Origin of the sequence: Caulobacter segnis (assembly GCF_003243465.1) — a bacterium.
Lineage (GTDB): Bacteria > Pseudomonadota > Alphaproteobacteria > Caulobacterales > Caulobacteraceae > Caulobacter > Caulobacter segnis_A.
Genome location: NZ_QFQZ01000003.1, coordinates 40,698 through 57,169 on the forward strand (window position 1 = coordinate 40,698; position 16,472 = coordinate 57,169).

Genomic DNA, 16,472 nt, shown 5'->3' on the forward strand with positions numbered 1-16,472 from the left:
CGGTATCAGGGTTTGAAGTCGGGGGCTGGCACGCGGGCGACGGGGATGCCGCCGCGCACGGTCCGCAGGTTGACGAGCTTGACGGTCTCCAGCGCGTCGCCAGGAGCGCCGTCGCTGGTCACCGCCAGGGCGATGGTGTTCTTGCCGCGCGGGTCGATGATCCCGGTGGGCAGGACGAAGGTCCGCTGCGGGCCGACATGGGCGATGAACTGGCCCATGTTCCAGCCGTTGACGAAGATCAGCACCCGGTAGCGCTTGTTCGGCGAGCGCGGCAGGCTCGGATCGCCGATCGTCAGGCCTAGGCTGACGTCATGATCTTTGGGCAGGGCCAGATCGAAGCTCGTGCGATACCAGGTCGTGCCGGCGTAGGGCTGGGTGGCCGCCATGTCGGCCTTGGCCCAGGCGGCGTCTGGGAAGCCCGGCAGGTGCCAGCCCTCGCGTTCGCCGAACTGGCCGCCGTTGTTCAGCGAGCCGCGCGCCGGATCGGCGATGTCCTCGCCGCCCTTGTTGCCCTGGATTTTCCAGGCGATCGGCACGGCGAAGCTGTAGGTCCCCGGACCCGACAGCGAGGCCGAGACGAGGCCACGCGCCTCCTTGTGGAAGTCGTCGGCGTCGAGGTCCCAGTTGTGGCCGTTGTTGCGGACCATGACCGACAGGACGTGCTCGCCCGTTCCGCGCAGCTCCGCGGGGATCTGGAAGGTCGCGACACCGGTCGTGATCGGACGCGGCAGGCCGCCGTCCAGCTCGTGCTGGCCCAGGAACTTGCCGTCCAGCCAGACCTGCAGCATGCCCGCGCCGCCGGCGCCGTAGTGCAGGGTCAGGGTGTCGATGTCGGCGCGGCCCTGATAGCGGCCGCGGTACCAGACGTCGCCGTTGTGGAAGCCGTAGGCGCTCATGTCGAGCGCCGGCTGGCCGGTCGGACCGCGCACGGTCGAGCCGCTGCGACGACCTTCCGTCCTCATCCACTTGCTGTCGTCGAACTTTGGATCGGCTTCCGGCGAGCCGGTGGCCGTTCTCCAGTCGAGCTTGGCCAGATCGGGCAGGGTGATCGCGGCCGGGCCGGGGAGGGCCTTGTCGGCCAACAGGCTGCCAGACGCGGTCGCCTTGGCCGCGACCTTGGCGCCGTTCCAGCGAATGGCGGTCACGGCCTTGGGCGCGAAGACTTCCAGCGGGCTGTCGGTCTCGGTGTCGCCGGTCAGGCTGAGCACGGCGCCCTTTGTCGTCGCGCCGCGAACGAGACCCGGGCCTCGGACCAGCAGGCCGTCGCGCCGCCAGAAGGTCTGGCCCGTCTCGGCGTCCGCGAGAAGCAGGGTGAGGGACGGGCGACCGCCGCCGGTGATCCGCACGCGGGCCAGGCCTTTATGGGCGTAGGTCAGCTTCAGGTCGCCCTTGGCGGCGTCGAAGCTGGAGGCGACTTCGCCCTCCAGGATCTCGACCTTCGGCGCGCCGGCGTAGCGCAGCACCGTCTCGCCCGCCTCGCCGGCGCGGCCGTAGAGGAGCGCGAGGTCGCCGTCGTTCCACTTCAGGTGCGTCTGGATCTCGGACGTCGAGTAAACCAGCCGCTGACCGCCCAGGTCATAGCTGGCCATCAGCAACTTGCTGTCCTGGCCCTTGATCCGGCTGGGGACAACGTACTCGCCGTCGCGGGTCTTCACCTTGAAGGTGAAGGCCTCGTCGCCCGTGGCGCTGCTGGGATTGTGGACCACCACATAGAGGTGGCTGCCGGTCTCGGCGTTGACGTTGTGATAGACCCGGACCTTGTCGTTCGAGGGAACGACAGCCTCGCCCCTGTCCATGCGGGTGAGGTCGGGGACGGCGGCGATGAACTCGCCCATCTGCTTCATCACCCGCGCCTTGTCGCGCAGGCCCCGGGCCTCGTCGATGGCCGAGCCGTAGTCGTAGGACGTGAACACGACCGGCGCCGGCAGCCAGCCCCAGCTGGTCCCGCCGTAGGTCATGTAGAAGCTCTGCAGCGTCAGGCCGTTCGCGATGTTCGTGCCATAGAACACCCGTTGATAGCCGACACCCCGGTGGAGGGCGGTGCAGTCATAATCGCCGTTGCTGCCCCAGTAGTCGAACCAGCCGCCGCCGAACTCGGCCAAGAAGCCCGGCGTGTTCGGGCTGGCCGAAGCCCCGCCCTTGGCGCCGCCGGTCCCATAGATCCCCCAGTCCGGCGCGACGCCGGGGCTGGAGGGCGTCGAGTCGACCTTGCAGTTGCCGCCCGGATAACCGTCGAAGGCGTAGAGGTCGTTGGGCCCTTCGACCGTGCCCGGGACGTTGGCGCCCTTGGGGACCCAGTAGCCGTTGCGGCCCTTGTCGTTGTGGAAGATCGGCACGGTGATGCCGTCGGCCTTGGCCTTGTCGGCCAGCCACTTCATGTAGCGCTGCTGCGGCGCGCCGACGACGTCGAGCTCGTTCTCGATCTGGTGGGCGATCACCGTGCCCTGGCCCGTGGTCAGTTGGTGGCGGGCGATGACGGCGTTGATCCGGGTCAGCCACTCGTCGGCGGCGGTGACGTACTCCGGCGCGTCGGTGCGGGCGCGGGCCTGCTGGTTGACCAGCCACCCGGGGAAGCCGCCCCGGGTCAGCTCGGCGTTCACATAGGGACCAGCGCGGGTGATGACGTAGAGGCCTTCCTCCTTGGCCATGGTCAGCACGCGATCCATGTCGCGCACACCCTGGAAGTCGTAGACCCCTTGCTTGGGCGAGTGGTAGCCCCAGTCGAAATAGATCGCGACCGTGTTGTAGCCGCTGGCCTTCATCTTCTGGAGAATGTCGCGCCACAGGTCGGGGCTTGGCACGCGGAAGGGGTGGAACTCGCCGCCCCAGGAGAACAGCCGCTGGCCGTCGACCAGCAGCGAGTACTTGTCCCAGGTGATCTTGTGCGCTTGAGCCGGCTTGGCCGCCACGGCGTTGTCGCCGCCTTCCTTCAGGACAGTGAAGTGACGGACCGTGCCTGAGAGCTCAGGCAGCTCGGTCTTCGGCGTCCAGGTGCGGAAGCCGTCCTTGCTGTCGGAGTGCCAGTAGCGCTTGGCCATGTACTCGTCGAAATAGATGCGCCAGCCGCCGTCGGGCGCGCGGGCGAGGGCGGGGCCTTCGAGGTAGCGGCCCCAGCCGGCCCAGTCGCCGGTCCCCTTCGGTTGCCAGGGGCCGTCCAGCGACGGCGCGGTCCACAGCTCGATGAACTTGCTGGTCTCGTTCTTGGCGAACGCCTGGTAGAGGCTGCCCTCGCGCACCACGAAGGTGTCGATGAAGTTCGGACCCAGGCCCGCCAGCGGCTTCGGCGCGCTCCAGGCCGTCAGCGACGTGTCGCTGGCGGTGATCCGGTAAGGCTGGAACTGGCCGGCGATACCCGTGGTCGAGACCGACAGGATCAGGCTCAGCGCGCCGTCATCGTCGACGAACCACTCCGGCGCCCAGCTGTTGGTCGCGCCAGGAACCTCGACCTTCACATCGCGCAGGAACGTCCAGGCCGTCAGGTCCTTGCTACGCGCCAAGCCGATCGTGTCGCCAGACCAGCCGGTGGTGTAGGCGACGTAGTACCAGCCGTCGGTGTGCTTCATCACGCTGGGATCGCGGATCAGCCCCTTGGGCGGCGTGTAGGCCAGCGGCTTCTTCAAGGTGAAGCGCGTCCCGTCCGCCGAGTCGTAGACGCTCATGTTCGACTGGCTGGCGTTGGTGAACGCCGTCATCGTGTAGTGGACGGGCTCGGCCAGCGCTGTTGTCGCCAGCAGTGCCGCCGTCAGACCCAGGAGGAGGGGTGAACGCATCCTCAGCCCTCGAAGTAGAAGACAGGCTTGAGCGGCCACTCAACGGGTTTGTTGTCGGGATGCACGGCCATCAGGTCGGCCATATAGTCCCACCAGCGCTTCATCACCGGCTGCAGCGGCAAGGTGTCCTTGTTGTGGTCCGGGCGCAGACGCAGCACGGCGAAGAGGCTCATCGTCTCCTCATCCAGGAAGATCGAATAATCGTAGATGCCAGCATCGCGAAGGGCCTGGGCCAGATCGGGCCAGAGTTCGTCATGGCGACGTTCGTACTCGGCCGCGACGCCGGGCTTCAGCTGCATGCGGAAGGCGAGGGGCCGGCTTTCCGTGGTCGTGCTCATGTCGTCCTCCCGTTCTTGTTCTTGTCAGTTCGGTAGTCGGTAGATCCGCGGGGCGTTACCGGCGAAGAGCGACTCTCGCTCGTCGTCGCTGAAATCCGCCGTGATCGCGTCATAGGCCGCGTAGAAGGCGCCGAAGCTTCCGTGGACCTTCTCGACGGGGAAGTTGCTGGCGAACATGCAGCGCTCGACGCCGAAGGTCTCGATCACCTGGAGCACGAAGGGCTTGAAGCTCCCGACGGTCCAGGCGCGGTCGATCATCGCCAGGCCGGAGATCTTGCAGCTGACATTCGGGCGCTCGGCCAGGGCCGCCAGGCCGTCGCGCCAGGCGGCGAGACCCGCGTCGTCGCGATCGGTGGGCATGCCCGCGTGATTGACGATCAGCGGAATGTCCGGATGCACGTCGGCCAGCTCGGCGGCCACGGCCATCTGAGACGGATAGAGTTGCAGGTCGAACGACAGGCCGTACTTGGCCAGCAGGGCGAAACCCTGGCGCCACTGGGCGTCCAGCAGCTTGTCCGTTGGCCCGTAGGTCTTCGCCGGGTCCTTATGCCAGTTGACGATCTGGCGGACGCCCCGAACGTTCGGGCGCGCGGCGTGCGCCGCCAGAATCGCCTCGACGCCCGGATCATCGAGATTGGCGCCAGCGACAATGCCGCCGATCACGCCGCGCTGGTCGGCGATCGACTGGAGCCAGTCGGTTTCCGATAGCTGGTCCTTGGGCGGCAGGCCGCATTCGACATGCACGACCTCGACGACGTTCCAGCCCTCGGCGTCGGCCAGATAGTCGTCGAGCCCATAGGACCTGTAGGCGATCGGCGTCATGTCGCCGGCCGGATTGTTCGGCAGCGGCGTGTCCTGAAGCCAGGCGTAATAGTGCCGATCGAGGTCCCACAGGTGCATGTGGGGATCGACGATGGGGCCCGTGTACGCCATGGCTCCAATCTCTCTCGTTCTAGAACGTGGTCCGGCCGCCGGAGGTGTCGAAGGTCGCGGCGGTGGTGAAGCTGCACTCCTCCGACGCCATGAAGCAGACCATGGCGGCGCTCTCGTGGACCTCGCCCAGGCGGCCCATCGGGATCTTGCCCTTCATGTACTCAACCTGGCTCGGCGGCAGCTGCTCCAGGATCGGGCTCTCGAAAGTGGCGGGGGTGAGGCTGTTGGCGATCACGCCCTTGGTGGCCAGTTCCTTGCCCAGCGACTTGGTCAGGCCGATCACCGCCGCCTTGGACGCCGAATAGGCGCCGGCGTTCGGATTGCCTTCCTTGCCCGCCACCGAGGCGACGTTGACGATGCGGCCGTAGCCGCCGGCCAGCATGAACGGGACCACGGCCTTGCAGCAGTAGAAGACGCCGTTGACGTTGATGTCGAACACGCGCTTCCAGCTGTCGGTCGGGTATTCGTAGACCGTGGCCGTGGCGCCGGTGATCCCGGCGGAGGCGACTAGGATGTCGATCCGGCCGAGGGCTTCGTTGGCGCTCTCTGCGGCCGCCAGGACAGAGGCCTCGTCCGAGACGTCGAGCGCCGCGGTGTGGCTCGCGCCGACCTCTGCGGCCGCCGCCTTCAGCCCGTCCGTGTCGAGGTCCCACAGCGAGACCTTGCCGCCCTCGGCGACGATGCGGGCGGCGACGGTCTTGCCCAGGCCGGAGGCGCCGCCGGTGATCACGGCCGTACGGCCAGCGAAGCGATCGGCGTAGACTTTGGAAGAGGAGGTGGAGCTCACGCGACGCCTTCCTTGGTCCAGGCGATGACGGTCTGGCGTTGCGAGCCAAGCTTTTCGATGCCCAGTTCCATGACGTCGCCGGGCTTCAGGAAGATCTTGTCGGGCTTTTGGCCTTCGCCGACGCCGGGTGGGGTGCCGGTGGTCAGGATGTCGCCCGGCTCCAGGGTGATGAAGCGGCTCATATAGGCGATCAGCTCGGCGACGCCGAAGATCATCGTCTTGCTGTTGCCGGTCTGCATGCGCTTGCCGTTGAGGTCCAGCCACATGTCCAGGTTCTGGCAATCTCCGACCTCGTCAGCGGTGACCAGCCAAGGGCCGACCGGACCGAAGGTGTCGCAGCCCTTGCCCTTGTCCCACTGGCTGCCCAGCTCCTTTTGGAAGGCGCGCTCGGAGACGTCGTTGACCAGCACGTAGCCGGCGACGTGGTCCAGGGCGTCGGCCTGCTCGACATAGCGCGCGCGCTTGCCGATCACGACGCCCAGCTCGACCTCCCAATCGCCCTTCACGGCGTCCTTGGGCAGCATGACGTCGTCGTTGGGGCCGTTCAGGCAGCTGATCGCCTTGGTGAAGAAGATCGGCTCGGGCGGCGGCTCCAGGCCGGCTTCCTTGGCGTGGTCGGCGAAGTTGAGGCCGATGGCCAGGAACTTGCCGACGCGGCCAACCGGCACGCCGTAGCGGGGCGAGCCTTCGACGACGGGCAGGGTGGACGGATCAATAGCGGCCAGCTTTTTCAAGCCTTCGGGCGTGATGGTCGCGCCGTCAATGTCGGACACGTGGGCCGACAGGTCGCGGATCTTGCCGTCGGCGTCGAGCAGGCCGGGCTTTTCGGAGCCCTTGGGGCCGTAACGGAGCAGTTTCATAGGTCTTGCGCCTTGAGGGAGGACTAGCGGGCGTAAGGCCGGTGCAGACCGACCTCGCGATTGAGTTCGACGCCGAAGCCCGGCGCGTCGGAGAGCTTGAGCTTGCCGTTCACCGGCACGGGTTCGCCGATCAGCTGCGGGTGGAACATCGGCACCACCTCGTCGGCCTTGGGCGCCATCATCAGGAACTCGGCGAACGGGCTGTTATGGCGCGTGATGACGAAGTGGTAGCTGTAGACGCTCGAGCCGTGCGGGATCATCAGCACGCCCTTGCTGTCGGCCAGGTTGGCGATCTTGATCAGCTCGGTGACGCCGCCGCACCAGCCCACGTCCGGCTGGATGATGTCGCAGCACTCCATCTCCAGCAGCATGCGAAAGCCCCAGCGCGTGGCTTCGTGCTCGCCGGTGGTGACCAGCATGCCCGTCGGCGCGTTCTTCTTCAGGTCGCGGTAGCCCCAATAGTCGTCGGGGCTCAGCGCCTCCTCGATCCACTTGAGGCCATACTCATGGGCCTTGTGGGCCAGCTTGGTGGCGTAGTTGAGGTCCAGCGACATCCAGCAGTCGAACATCAGCCAGAAGTCCTCGCCCACGCGCTCGCGCATCGTGGCCAGCTCTTCGATGTTCTTGCGCAGGCCTTCCTCGCCCTCGGCGGGCCCGTGGTGCAGGGGCATCTTGCCGCCGATGAAGCCCATCTGCTTGGCCAGATCCGGGCGCGCGCCGGTGGCGTAGAAGGTCAGCTCGTCGCGAACCTTGCCGCCCAGCAAGGCGTAGACCGGCTCCTGCCGTAGCTTGCCCAGCAAGTCGTAGAGCGCCAGGTCGACGCCGGAGATGGCGTTCACCACCAGGCCCTTGCGGCCGTAGTACTGGGTCGAGAAGTACATCTGGTCCCAGATCTTCTCGACTTCGGTCGGGTCGCGGCCTTCCAAGAAGCGGGAGAGATGCTTTTCGACGATGTAGGCGGCCGGCTCGCCGCCGGTGGTGACCGCGAAGCCGATCGTGCCGTCGGCGGCCTCGATTTCGACGACCAGCGTGCCCAGCACGTTGATGCCGAAGCTCTGGCGGCTCTGGCGGTACTCGGGATAGCGCGACATCGGCGTGGCGATGTGGTCGTCGATCCAGTGGCCGTCGCCCTGGTCGTGATAGTCGGCGCCGCCGCCCCGGACGACAAAGGCGCGAACGTGCTTGATGACGGGGAACGCCATGGACGACGAGGCTCCAACCAATTGGCGGGCGCGCTGAACGCCCCCCCTCCGAGACAAGGAAGGCCCGTCCGCCGAACATTTCGGCCAGACACGGCGCGGTTTGGCCGCGCCTACCTCCCCAACACAACCTATGACACGCTATCGCTCCGCTTGGTGCGGCGGCCCCATAGAGTCGCTGCCCGGCGGCTTGCCTTGCGTTCCACAATATGAGAGGTAGTGCTATAAAATGAAACGAGCGTCAAGGGGAGCGGAGACGATGGCGGAGGACGACAAGACGGCGCCCAAGTCTCCCAGCGGCAGCCAGACGCTGTTCAGGGGTCTGGACCTGTTGGATGTCGTCGCCGAGTCCGGGACCATCGCCTTGCCGGCCCTCGCCAAGCAGCTGGGCCTGACTCGCAGCACCACCCATCGGCTGGCGACGGCCCTGGTGGAGCGTCGATTGCTGTCGCAGGCGCCGCGCGAGGGCTACAGCCTCGGCTCAAAGCTTCTGGAGCTGGGCTATCTGGCCAGTCAGCAGATGGACCTGCCGCGGATCGCGCGGCCGCATCTCGAAAAGCTCTGGGAAGACACCGAGGACACGGTGCACTTGGGCGTGCTCGACGACGGACGAGCGCTCTATCTCGACAAGCTGACGGGCCGGCGGCGGATCAATATCAGCTCGCGCGTGGGCGACCGCCAGCCGATCCGCTCGACGGGCCTGGGCAAGGCGCTCGTGCTGGATGAGGTCGAGGAGCGCTGGCGTGATCTCTATCGCTCGGAAGGCCCGCCGCCGCCCGGCGCGCCCGACGAGACGCAGTGGATCGACTGGATGCGCGACTACGCCAAGCGCGGCGTCGCCTTCGACTTGGAAGAGAACGAAGACCGCATTCGCTGCGTGGCCGCGCCGATTCGCGGCGCGGCGGGCCAGATCGTCGGCGCGATCAGCGTCTCGGGCGCGGCCCAGTATATGGACGACGACCGCATGAAGACTCTGGTCGACGACGTACGCGACACGGCCAACGCCATCGGCCGCGATCTCGGCTGGAACGGAAAGCGGGTCGTCCGCTGATGAGAAAAAGCAAGAGGTAGGGATGCTGCTGAAGGACAAGGTGGTGCTGGTGACCGGCGCCTCCCAAGGAATCGGAAAGGCCGCCGCGATCGGTTGCGCCCGGCACGGCGCGGACGTGGCGATCAACTACCACTCCGACGAAGCCGGCGCGGCCGACGCCGTGCGCGAGATCGAGGCCCTGGGTCGCCGCGCGATCGCCGTGAAGGGCGACGTCGCCGAGGTCGAGACGGCCAGCGCCTTCGTCCAGGCCGCCGTCGACGCCTTCGGCAAGGTCGACGTCTTCGTCAACAACGCCGGCATCTGCCCGTTCCACGCCTTCCTCGACATGCCGCCCGAGGTCATGGAGCGGACCATGAAGGTCAATCTGTTCGGCGCCTATTACATGGTCCAGGCGGCGGCCAACCAGATGGTGAAGCAAGGTCACGGCGGCGCGATCATCGCCGTCAGCTCGATCAGCGCCCTGGTCGGCGGCGGCATGCAGACGCACTACACCCCGACCAAGGCCGGCGTGCACAGTCTGATGCAGTCGACGGCGATCGCGCTGGGCAAGCACGGCATCCGCTGCAATTCCGTGCTGCCCGGCACCATCGAGACGGCGATCAACAAGGAAGACCTCGCCGACGTCGCCAAGCGCGAGTACATGAGCGGCCGCATCCCGCTCGGCCGTTTGGGCGAGCCGGACGACCTAGCCGGGCCGATCGTGTTCCTGGCCTCGGACCTCGCCAAGTACGTGACCGGCGCGGCGCTGCTGGTCGACGGCGGCGCTTTCGTGAACCTGCAGTAGGCTGATGATCGTCTCATCCACGACCGATTTCCGTGAAGCGGCGCGACGCAAGCTGCCCCGCTTCCTGTTCGACTATATCGACGGCGGGGCCTACGCCGAGCGGACCCTGGGCCGCAACGTCTCGGACCTCGCCGACATCGCCTTGCGTCAGCGCGTGCTGAAGGACGTCTCGGCCGGCGATCCCTCGACCACGCTGTTTGGCGTCAAGCAGGCCCTGCCGGTCGCCCTGGCGCCGGTGGGCCTGACGGGAATGTACGCCCGCCGCGGCGAATGCCAGGCCGCCCGCGCCGCCGCCAAGAAGGGCGTGCCGTTCTGCCTGTCCACCGTCTCGGTCTGCGACGTCGACGAGGTCAGCAAGGCCTCGACCGCGCCGATCTGGTTCCAGCTCTACGTGCTGCGTGACCGGGCCTTCATGCGCGACCTGCTGACCCGGGCGCGAGAGGCCGGGGCCACGGCCCTGGTGTTCACGGTCGACATGCCGGTGCCGGGAGCCCGCTATCGCGACGCCCATTCGGGCATGAGCGGTCCCAACGCCGCCGCCCGTCGCCTGGTGCAGGCGATGTTCAAGCCGTCCTGGGCCTGGGACGTCGGCGTGATGGGACGTCCTCACACCCTGGGCAATGTCGCGCCGGTGCTGGGCGAGAACTCTGGCCTCGAGGACTTCATGGGCTGGCTGGGGGCGAACTTCGATCCCTCCATCCAGTGGAAGGACCTCGAATGGATCCGCGACCTCTGGAAGGGCCCGCTGATCATCAAGGGCGTATTGGATCCCGAGGACGCCAAGGCCGCCGCCGACATCGGCGCGGACGGCGTCGTGGTCTCCAACCATGGTGGCCGACAGCTGGACGGCGTGCTGTCCAGCGCGCGAGCCCTGCCGGCGATCGCCGACGCGGTCGGTGATCGCCTGACCGTGCTCGCCGACAGCGGCGTGCGCTCCGGCCTGGACGTCGTCCGGATGCTGGCCCTGGGCGCCAAGGGCGTCCTCTTGGGCCGCGCCGCCGTCTACGCCCTGGCCGCGCGCGGCGAGACCGGCGTCACCCAGCTCCTCGACCTGATCGAGAAGGAGATGCGCGTGGCCATGGCCCTGACAGGCGTTCGCGATGTCGCCAGCATCGATCGGTCTATCCTGGCGGAGCTGAAATCGTGATCGCCGCGCTCGCCTTGGCCGCCGCCTTGGCGGCCGCGCCCGCACCGACGTCCCCTGGGCCTCGGATCGTCATCGCCAGCGACTCCACCGCCGCGAACTACACCGCCGACCGCTATCCGCAGATGGGGTGGGGGATGGTGCTCAAGTGTTCGCTGGATTCAGGCGTTCAGGTGGTGAACCTGGCGCGCGGCGGTCGCTCGACCAAGACCTTCATCGAGGAGGGGCTGTGGGACCAATTGGTCGCCCAACTCCAGCCCGGCGATACGGTGCTGATCCAGTTCGGCCACAACGACGCCGACACCAAGAAGATCGAGCGCCACACCGATCCGAACGGCGTCTACGACGTCAATCTGCGACGCTTCGTAGCCGATGTCCGAAAGGCCAAGGCCACCCCGGTCCTGGTGACGCCGATCGCGCGCTGGATGTGGGAGAACGGTGAGCCCAAGGACGCTCACGGCCCCTATGCGGCGACCATCCATCGGGTGGCTCAGGACCTGAAGGTCCCTTTGGTCGACCTGGACGGCGACATGCTGACGGCGCTGAAGGCGAGGGGACCACTGGCCTCGCAGAGGCTCTATCTTCAGTACCAACCCTACGACCATGTGGCGCGCTATCCCGACGGGATCAGCGACGACACCCACATCAACGAGCAGGGCGCGCGCCTGGGCGCGGCGTTGGTCGCCACGCGATTGGCCGGCTTGAAGCTGCCGATCTCGCGTCGCGTTCATCCGGCCTCCGTCGCTGGTCAGCCGCGTCTGGGCGGGCCTACCTGCCCCTGACGACAATAATCGAGGGAGGAAGACCATGAAGCTCTTGCGCGCCGGCCTGCCGTTCGCGGCGATCGCCGCTGTGCTGGCCGCGGGACCCGTGGTCGCGGCGCCCAAACCGAAGCCGGCGATCGCGGCGGCTCCGCTCTCAACCTGGTCGGCGGCCTGGGGTATAGCGCCTTTGCAGTCCGTGGCCGTCGCGCGGCCGAACGAGCTTCGTGCGTTCGCGGACGTCACCGTCCGCCAAGTCGTTCGTCTCAATCTCGGCGGCGACGCCGTCCGGCTGCGCCTGACCAACGAGCTCAGCGAGCGCTCGCTGAAGGTCGGCGCGATGACGGTGGCGCTGGCCAGCGCGGACGGCAAGATCCAGGGGGCGCCGATCGCCGTCACCTTCGGCGGCAAGTCCGAGGCCTCCCTTCCGCCGGGCGCGCCACTGCTGAGCGATCCGATCGCATTGCCGGTCAAGGCGATGGACCACCTCTCGGTCTCGACCTTCTATGTCGAGCCGACCGTTCCGGCGGGCCACCGCGTCCGTCTGTTCGTCTCGCCTCAGGGCAATCACACGGCCAAGAGCGAGATCCCCGGCGAGCAGGCGCTGCGCGGCCCCGGCCTCGTTTCCGGTGTCGAGGTGCGCGGCGCCGCCCAGCGGCCGGTGATCGTGACCATCGGCGACTCCATCACCGAAGGCGCGCGCTCGACGCCGGACGCCGACATGGGCTGGCCGGAGCAACTGGCCGCTCGGCTCGCGGCGCGGGGTCTCGACACGGGCGTGGTCAATGTCGGTATCAGCGGCGGCCGGCTGCTGCGCGAAGGCTCCGGCCCCAGCGCTCTGACGCGCTTCGACCGCGACGTGCTGTCGATTCCGGGCGTTTCCAGCGTGGTGGTGCTGGAAGGCATCAACGACATCGGCCGCGCCGCTCAGCCGGGCTATGCCAATGAGGCCGTCACCGCCGACGAGCTGATCGCCGGCTACCGCCAGCTGATCGCCCGGGCGCATGCGCGGGGCGTGAAGATCTACGCGGGCACGCTGTTGCCGTTCGAGGGCGCGATGTACTTCCACGCCGCCGGCGAGACCACGCGGCAGGCGGTCAACGCCTGGATCCGGAGCAGCGGCGAATTCGACGGCGTCATCGACTTCGAGGCGGCCATGAAGGACCCCGCCAAGCCCTCCCGGATGCTGGAAGGCCTGCACAGCGGCGACTTCCTGCACCCCGGCGACGCCGGCTATGCGCGCATGGCGGAAACCGCCGACAAGGCGCTGTTCGGCGCGCGATGAGGCGAGCGTCAGGGCCTCGCTCTCAGGGTTGGGCCTTGGCGATCTCCACGGCGTAGACCTGGTTGGCGCCGTGCATGTTCGAGCGGAACACCAGCCACTTGGCGTCCGGCGTGAAGTTGACGTTCGGCTCCAGCCGATAATCATGCCCGCGCATGTCGACCAGGCGCTCGGCGTCCAGCACGCCGGGGCTGATCAGGTGCTCCGCGCCCGGCGCATGGATGCCCGCGACGTCTGGGATGGCGCGCGGCTTCAGCAGCACGATCCATTTGCCGTCCGGCGCATGGGCCACCATCTCGCTGTCGCCGCCGTCGCCGGCGAACAGCTTGCCGTCCGGCGACGAATTGAAGTGCACCGACCAGGCATTGCGCTCCAGGTGCAGCCAGGTGCGCTTGCCATTGGCGATCTCGTAGCCGGCGACCCAAAAGTCTTCGCCACGCGGGGTCTGCAGGTCGTACCAGACGGTCTTGCCGTCGGCGGAGAACCACTCGTGGCCCGCGATCTCCATGTTCATCGTGCGGGTGTGGATCTTGACCGGGGCGTCGCCGGCCTTGTCCGTCCGCACCAGCCACAGCCGGTCGACCTTGTGCCAGGGACCCTCGTGGCAGAACATCAGCAGGCCCGGATCGGTCGGCGAGAACTGCAGGTGGTTCAGCCAGTCGGTGGCCTGATGGACGACCTTGCGCTCGCCGGTGACCGTGTTGATCGTGAAGATCTCCATCGGGATGCGGCTGTCGAGGCGCGCGTTCAACTGTACCTCGCGCCCCTCGGCGTAGGAAAGCGCCTTGCCGTCGGCGCTTTTGACGTCGTCGGGGTTCTTGGGCAGGGCGTCGGCCAGGTTCGGCGGCGTCGGGACGTCCGTTCGGATGGCGACGCCGGCCAGCAGGGTCTCGTCCGCGTTGATCGTCTGGAAGCCGCCGCGATCCACCTTGGCGACCTCGCGCGTGGCCTTGGTGTAGGGATCGGTCGCCATCACGACCTTGGGGCCCATCGGATCTGCGGTCAGCGCCTTCTCGTAGTAGACCGCCCCCGTCTTGCGGCCGACGAAGAGCAGCTTGACCTTGCCCTCGACGATCTTGGTCAGGGCGCGGGTCTTCAGGTCCATGGCGGTGATGCCCGTAGGCGTCGCGAAGACTAGCCGGTCGCCCTTGGGCGTGTAAGCGTTGTAGTTGAAATAGAGGCTGGAGCTGCCGGGTTCGCGCGACAGGCGGACGATCCGGTGACCCGTGCTCTTGTCGACCCACTCCACCGGCGGCTCGGGCGCGCCAGGTTTTGCGGCGGTCTGCAGGTCCTGGCCGTGGGCGAGGCCCGCCAGCAGAAAAGCGGCCGCGCCGCCGATCAGGAACGACTTCATTGCGAGGCTTTCCGGGTGACGATGGCCGCCGGCTTGGGCGTCTTCATGCCTTGGCCGAGATGGAAGCTGGTGTGCGGCGGCTGGTTGTAGGCGGTGTTCTGCCAGGCGATCGAGACCCGGTATTGCGGATCGTGCATCAGCGTCACCACCCGGCGTTCGGTGGGGTAGGGCGTCTCATAGATCCGCAGCGACCTGTTGTCCTCGGCGCGCCAGATCACCTCCTCGCGCCAGTCGCCCAGGATGTCGGCCGACAGGGTCGGCGTGGCCTTGGTGCCGTTGTTCGACGTCATGCCCTCGGCGGTCAGCAACGGAACGGCCTGGCCGGTCTTCCAGTCCCACTTGCTGATCTGGTTCTTGTCGAGCAGCTCGCGCAGGTCGTCGCCGTCCCACCAGATCGCGAAGTTGGTCTGGCGCGGATGCTTCACGCCTTCAATGGCCTTGCCCTGCGCGGTGTAGAGCGTGTCCTGGTTGGAGCCCCAGGCCTCGTCGCCCGGGAAGCGCGAGTCGATGTCGGCGGCGAGGCCGCGGCCAGTGTCCTTCTCCGTGGGCGTGCTCCACAGCACCTTGCCGGTCCTGGCGTCGAGCATGGCCGCGCCGATCCCGCCATTGATCTTGGGGCTCTCGTGCACGCCGAACTTCTCGAGGCCCGGATGGGTCGGATCGAGGTCGCCGACGTGCATCGCGTCGCCATGGAAGAGGCGCGCGCTCCACAGGCCCTGGCCGTTATCGTCGATCGCCATCGAGCCGTACAGGATCTCGTCGCGGCCGTCGCCATCGACATCGGCGACGCTGAGCTGGTGATTGCCCTGACCGCCGTAGGCCTCGTTCCCCGGCGCGGCGCTGTCGAACAGCCAGCGTTGGGTCAGCTTGCCGTCGCGATAGTCCCAGGCGGCGATCGTGGAGCGGGCGTAGTAGCCGCGCCCCATGATGATACTTGGCCGCTCGCCGTCGAGATAGGCCGTGCCAGCCAGGAAGCGATCCGAGCGGTTGCCATAGCCGTCGCCCCACACCTGCGTCATCTGCTCGACCGTCGGGGCGTCGGTGCGTGGATCGCGGGCAGGCGCGTAGGGGGCGCTGGCCAGGGCCTTGCCGGTCGCGCCTTCGAAGATGGTCAGGAATTCGGGACCCTTGAGGATCCGCCCCTGCACCTTGGCGACCTTGGTCCCGTCGGGCTGTACGAAGGCGCCGGTCTTGTCGGCCTGGGGACGCTCGCCGCCGGTCTCGCGCCAGTCGGCGTTGGGATCGCCCAGCACCTTGCCGGTTCCGTCGACCGTTCCGTCGCTGGTGCGCACGGCGATCTCGGCCTTGCCGTCGCCGTCATAGTCATAGACTTGGAACTGCGTGTAGTGCGCCCCGGCGCGGATGTTGCGGCCCAGGTCGATGCGCCACAGCCGCTGACCCTCCAGCGTGTAGGCGTCGAGATAGACGTCGCCGGTGTAGCCGCCAAAGGCGTTGTCCTTGGAATTGGTCGGGTCCCACTTCAGCACGATCTCGTAGCGGCCGTCGCCGTCCAGGTCGCCGACGCTGGCGTCGTTGGCGCTGTAGCCATAGGTCTCGCCGGCGGGTGTGACGCCGCCCGGCGGCGGCTCGATCGGGATCGCGAGATAACCGTCGGCCCACGCCTTGGCGGGTGGGCTCGCGGGGCCTTCCTTGCCCTTCGTGACCAGGCGCACGGCGTAGACGCCGCCCCCCGGGGTCCTGTCGATGAAGTTCGTCTGGCGCGTGAGCGGCGCTGGGTTGAGCTTCCGACCATCACGATAGACGTTGAACGCCGCGTTCGCCGGGTCGTCACCCAGAAGCCGCCAGCTGACCAGCACGCCTCCCTCCACCGCCGGAACCGCCACGACGCCGCGATCCAGTCTCTCCATCCACCGCGGCGCGGCGTCGGCGACAGGCGCGACAGCGAGGAGAGCCAGCGCGCAGACGCCAAAGCCAAGGCCAAGTTTCGAATGAATGGACATGCGCGAACTCCCCGCAAAGCCTTATTCGTCCCGGGCCGGCTGAGAGTCGGCTTCTGAAAGGCATTCCTGCCCGCGTCAGGACTGGCCCGGTTACATCACGATTGCAAACCTGTGTCTTCCCACAAATTGCGTTGACATCTCAACATATGGCACTTAGGAATTTGTCTTAAGAATGAGCCGCCCTGTGCGGGTGAGTCGAAAGCTCACCGCCTGCGCAAGGGCCAATCGGGATCCTGCGGGGGACGCGG

The 16,472-nt window shown here is 67.5% G+C and carries 13 protein-coding genes; 5 read left to right on the plus strand and 8 right to left on the minus strand.

Annotated features, from left to right (window positions below):
• Positions 1-5: 5 nt before the first annotated feature.
• From DI526_RS01820 to rhmD, 6 genes are read right to left on the minus strand one after another with little or no spacing between them, the layout of a single operon-like run.
• Positions 6-3,770, minus strand: a complete 3,765-nt coding sequence (locus DI526_RS01820; protein WP_304273409.1) for a beta-galactosidase — start codon at positions 3,768-3,770, stop codon at positions 6-8.
• 2 nt (positions 3,771-3,772) lie between these two features.
• Positions 3,773-4,108, minus strand: coding sequence for an L-rhamnose mutarotase (gene rhaM, locus DI526_RS01825; protein WP_304273410.1), 336 nt, complete (start codon positions 4,106-4,108; stop codon positions 3,773-3,775).
• Between the two features lie 24 nt (positions 4,109-4,132).
• On the minus strand, positions 4,133-5,041 hold the full coding sequence (locus tag DI526_RS01830) for an amidohydrolase (RefSeq protein WP_304273411.1): 909 nt from the start codon (positions 5,039-5,041) through the stop codon (positions 4,133-4,135).
• 19 nt (positions 5,042-5,060) lie between these two features.
• Positions 5,061-5,828, minus strand: a complete 768-nt coding sequence (locus tag DI526_RS01835) for an SDR family NAD(P)-dependent oxidoreductase (protein WP_304273414.1) — start codon at positions 5,826-5,828, stop codon at positions 5,061-5,063.
• Positions 5,825-6,688 (minus strand): fumarylacetoacetate hydrolase family protein, encoded by an 864-nt coding sequence (locus tag DI526_RS01840; protein ID WP_304273417.1) that lies wholly within the window; start codon positions 6,686-6,688, stop codon positions 5,825-5,827. The genes DI526_RS01835 and DI526_RS01840 overlap by 4 nt, the downstream gene beginning before the upstream one ends.
• A gap of 23 nt (positions 6,689-6,711) precedes the next feature.
• Positions 6,712-7,890, minus strand: coding sequence for an L-rhamnonate dehydratase (gene rhmD, locus DI526_RS01845; RefSeq protein ID WP_304273419.1), 1,179 nt, complete (start codon positions 7,888-7,890; stop codon positions 6,712-6,714).
• Positions 7,891-8,146: 256 nt separating this feature from the next.
• On the opposite strand from rhmD, the gene DI526_RS01850 reads away from it, so the two are divergent.
• The 5 genes from DI526_RS01850 to DI526_RS01870 are packed head-to-tail and all read left to right on the plus strand — an operon-like array spanning position 8,147 to position 12,912.
• Positions 8,147-8,938, plus strand: a complete 792-nt coding sequence (locus DI526_RS01850) for an IclR family transcriptional regulator (protein WP_304273422.1) — start codon at positions 8,147-8,149, stop codon at positions 8,936-8,938.
• A 22-nt stretch (positions 8,939-8,960) separates the two neighbouring features.
• Positions 8,961-9,722, plus strand: coding sequence for an SDR family NAD(P)-dependent oxidoreductase (locus tag DI526_RS01855; RefSeq protein ID WP_304273425.1), 762 nt, complete (start codon positions 8,961-8,963; stop codon positions 9,720-9,722).
• Positions 9,723-9,726: 4 nt separating this feature from the next.
• Positions 9,727-10,869 carry an FMN-dependent L-lactate dehydrogenase LldD gene (gene lldD / locus DI526_RS01860; protein WP_304273428.1) on the plus strand — a complete coding sequence of 381 codons (1,143 nt, stop codon included), beginning with the start codon at positions 9,727-9,729 and terminating at the stop codon, positions 10,867-10,869.
• Positions 10,866-11,648, plus strand: coding sequence for a rhamnogalacturonan acetylesterase (locus tag DI526_RS01865; protein ID WP_304273430.1), 783 nt, complete (start codon positions 10,866-10,868; stop codon positions 11,646-11,648). The genes lldD and DI526_RS01865 overlap by 4 nt, the downstream gene beginning before the upstream one ends.
• 25 nt (positions 11,649-11,673) lie before the next feature.
• Positions 11,674-12,912 carry an SGNH/GDSL hydrolase family protein gene (locus DI526_RS01870; RefSeq protein WP_304273433.1) on the plus strand — a complete coding sequence of 413 codons (1,239 nt, stop codon included), beginning with the start codon at positions 11,674-11,676 and terminating at the stop codon, positions 12,910-12,912.
• 22 nt (positions 12,913-12,934) lie between these two features.
• Here the strand turns inward: DI526_RS01870 and DI526_RS01875 are convergent, their stop codons facing one another.
• Together DI526_RS01875 and DI526_RS01880 are read right to left on the minus strand one after the other, a co-directional pair.
• The gene (locus DI526_RS01875; RefSeq protein WP_304273436.1) at positions 12,935-14,263 is read right to left on the minus strand and encodes an oligogalacturonate lyase family protein; all 1,329 of its coding nucleotides are present in this window, start codon (positions 14,261-14,263) and stop codon (positions 12,935-12,937) included.
• A complete protein-coding gene (locus tag DI526_RS01880) occupies positions 14,260-16,224 on the minus strand; it encodes a rhamnogalacturonan lyase (protein WP_304273438.1) in 1,965 nt (654 codons plus the stop codon). Before DI526_RS01880 ends, DI526_RS01875 begins: the two co-directional genes overlap by 4 nt.
• Between the last annotated feature and the right edge of the window lie 248 nt (positions 16,225-16,472).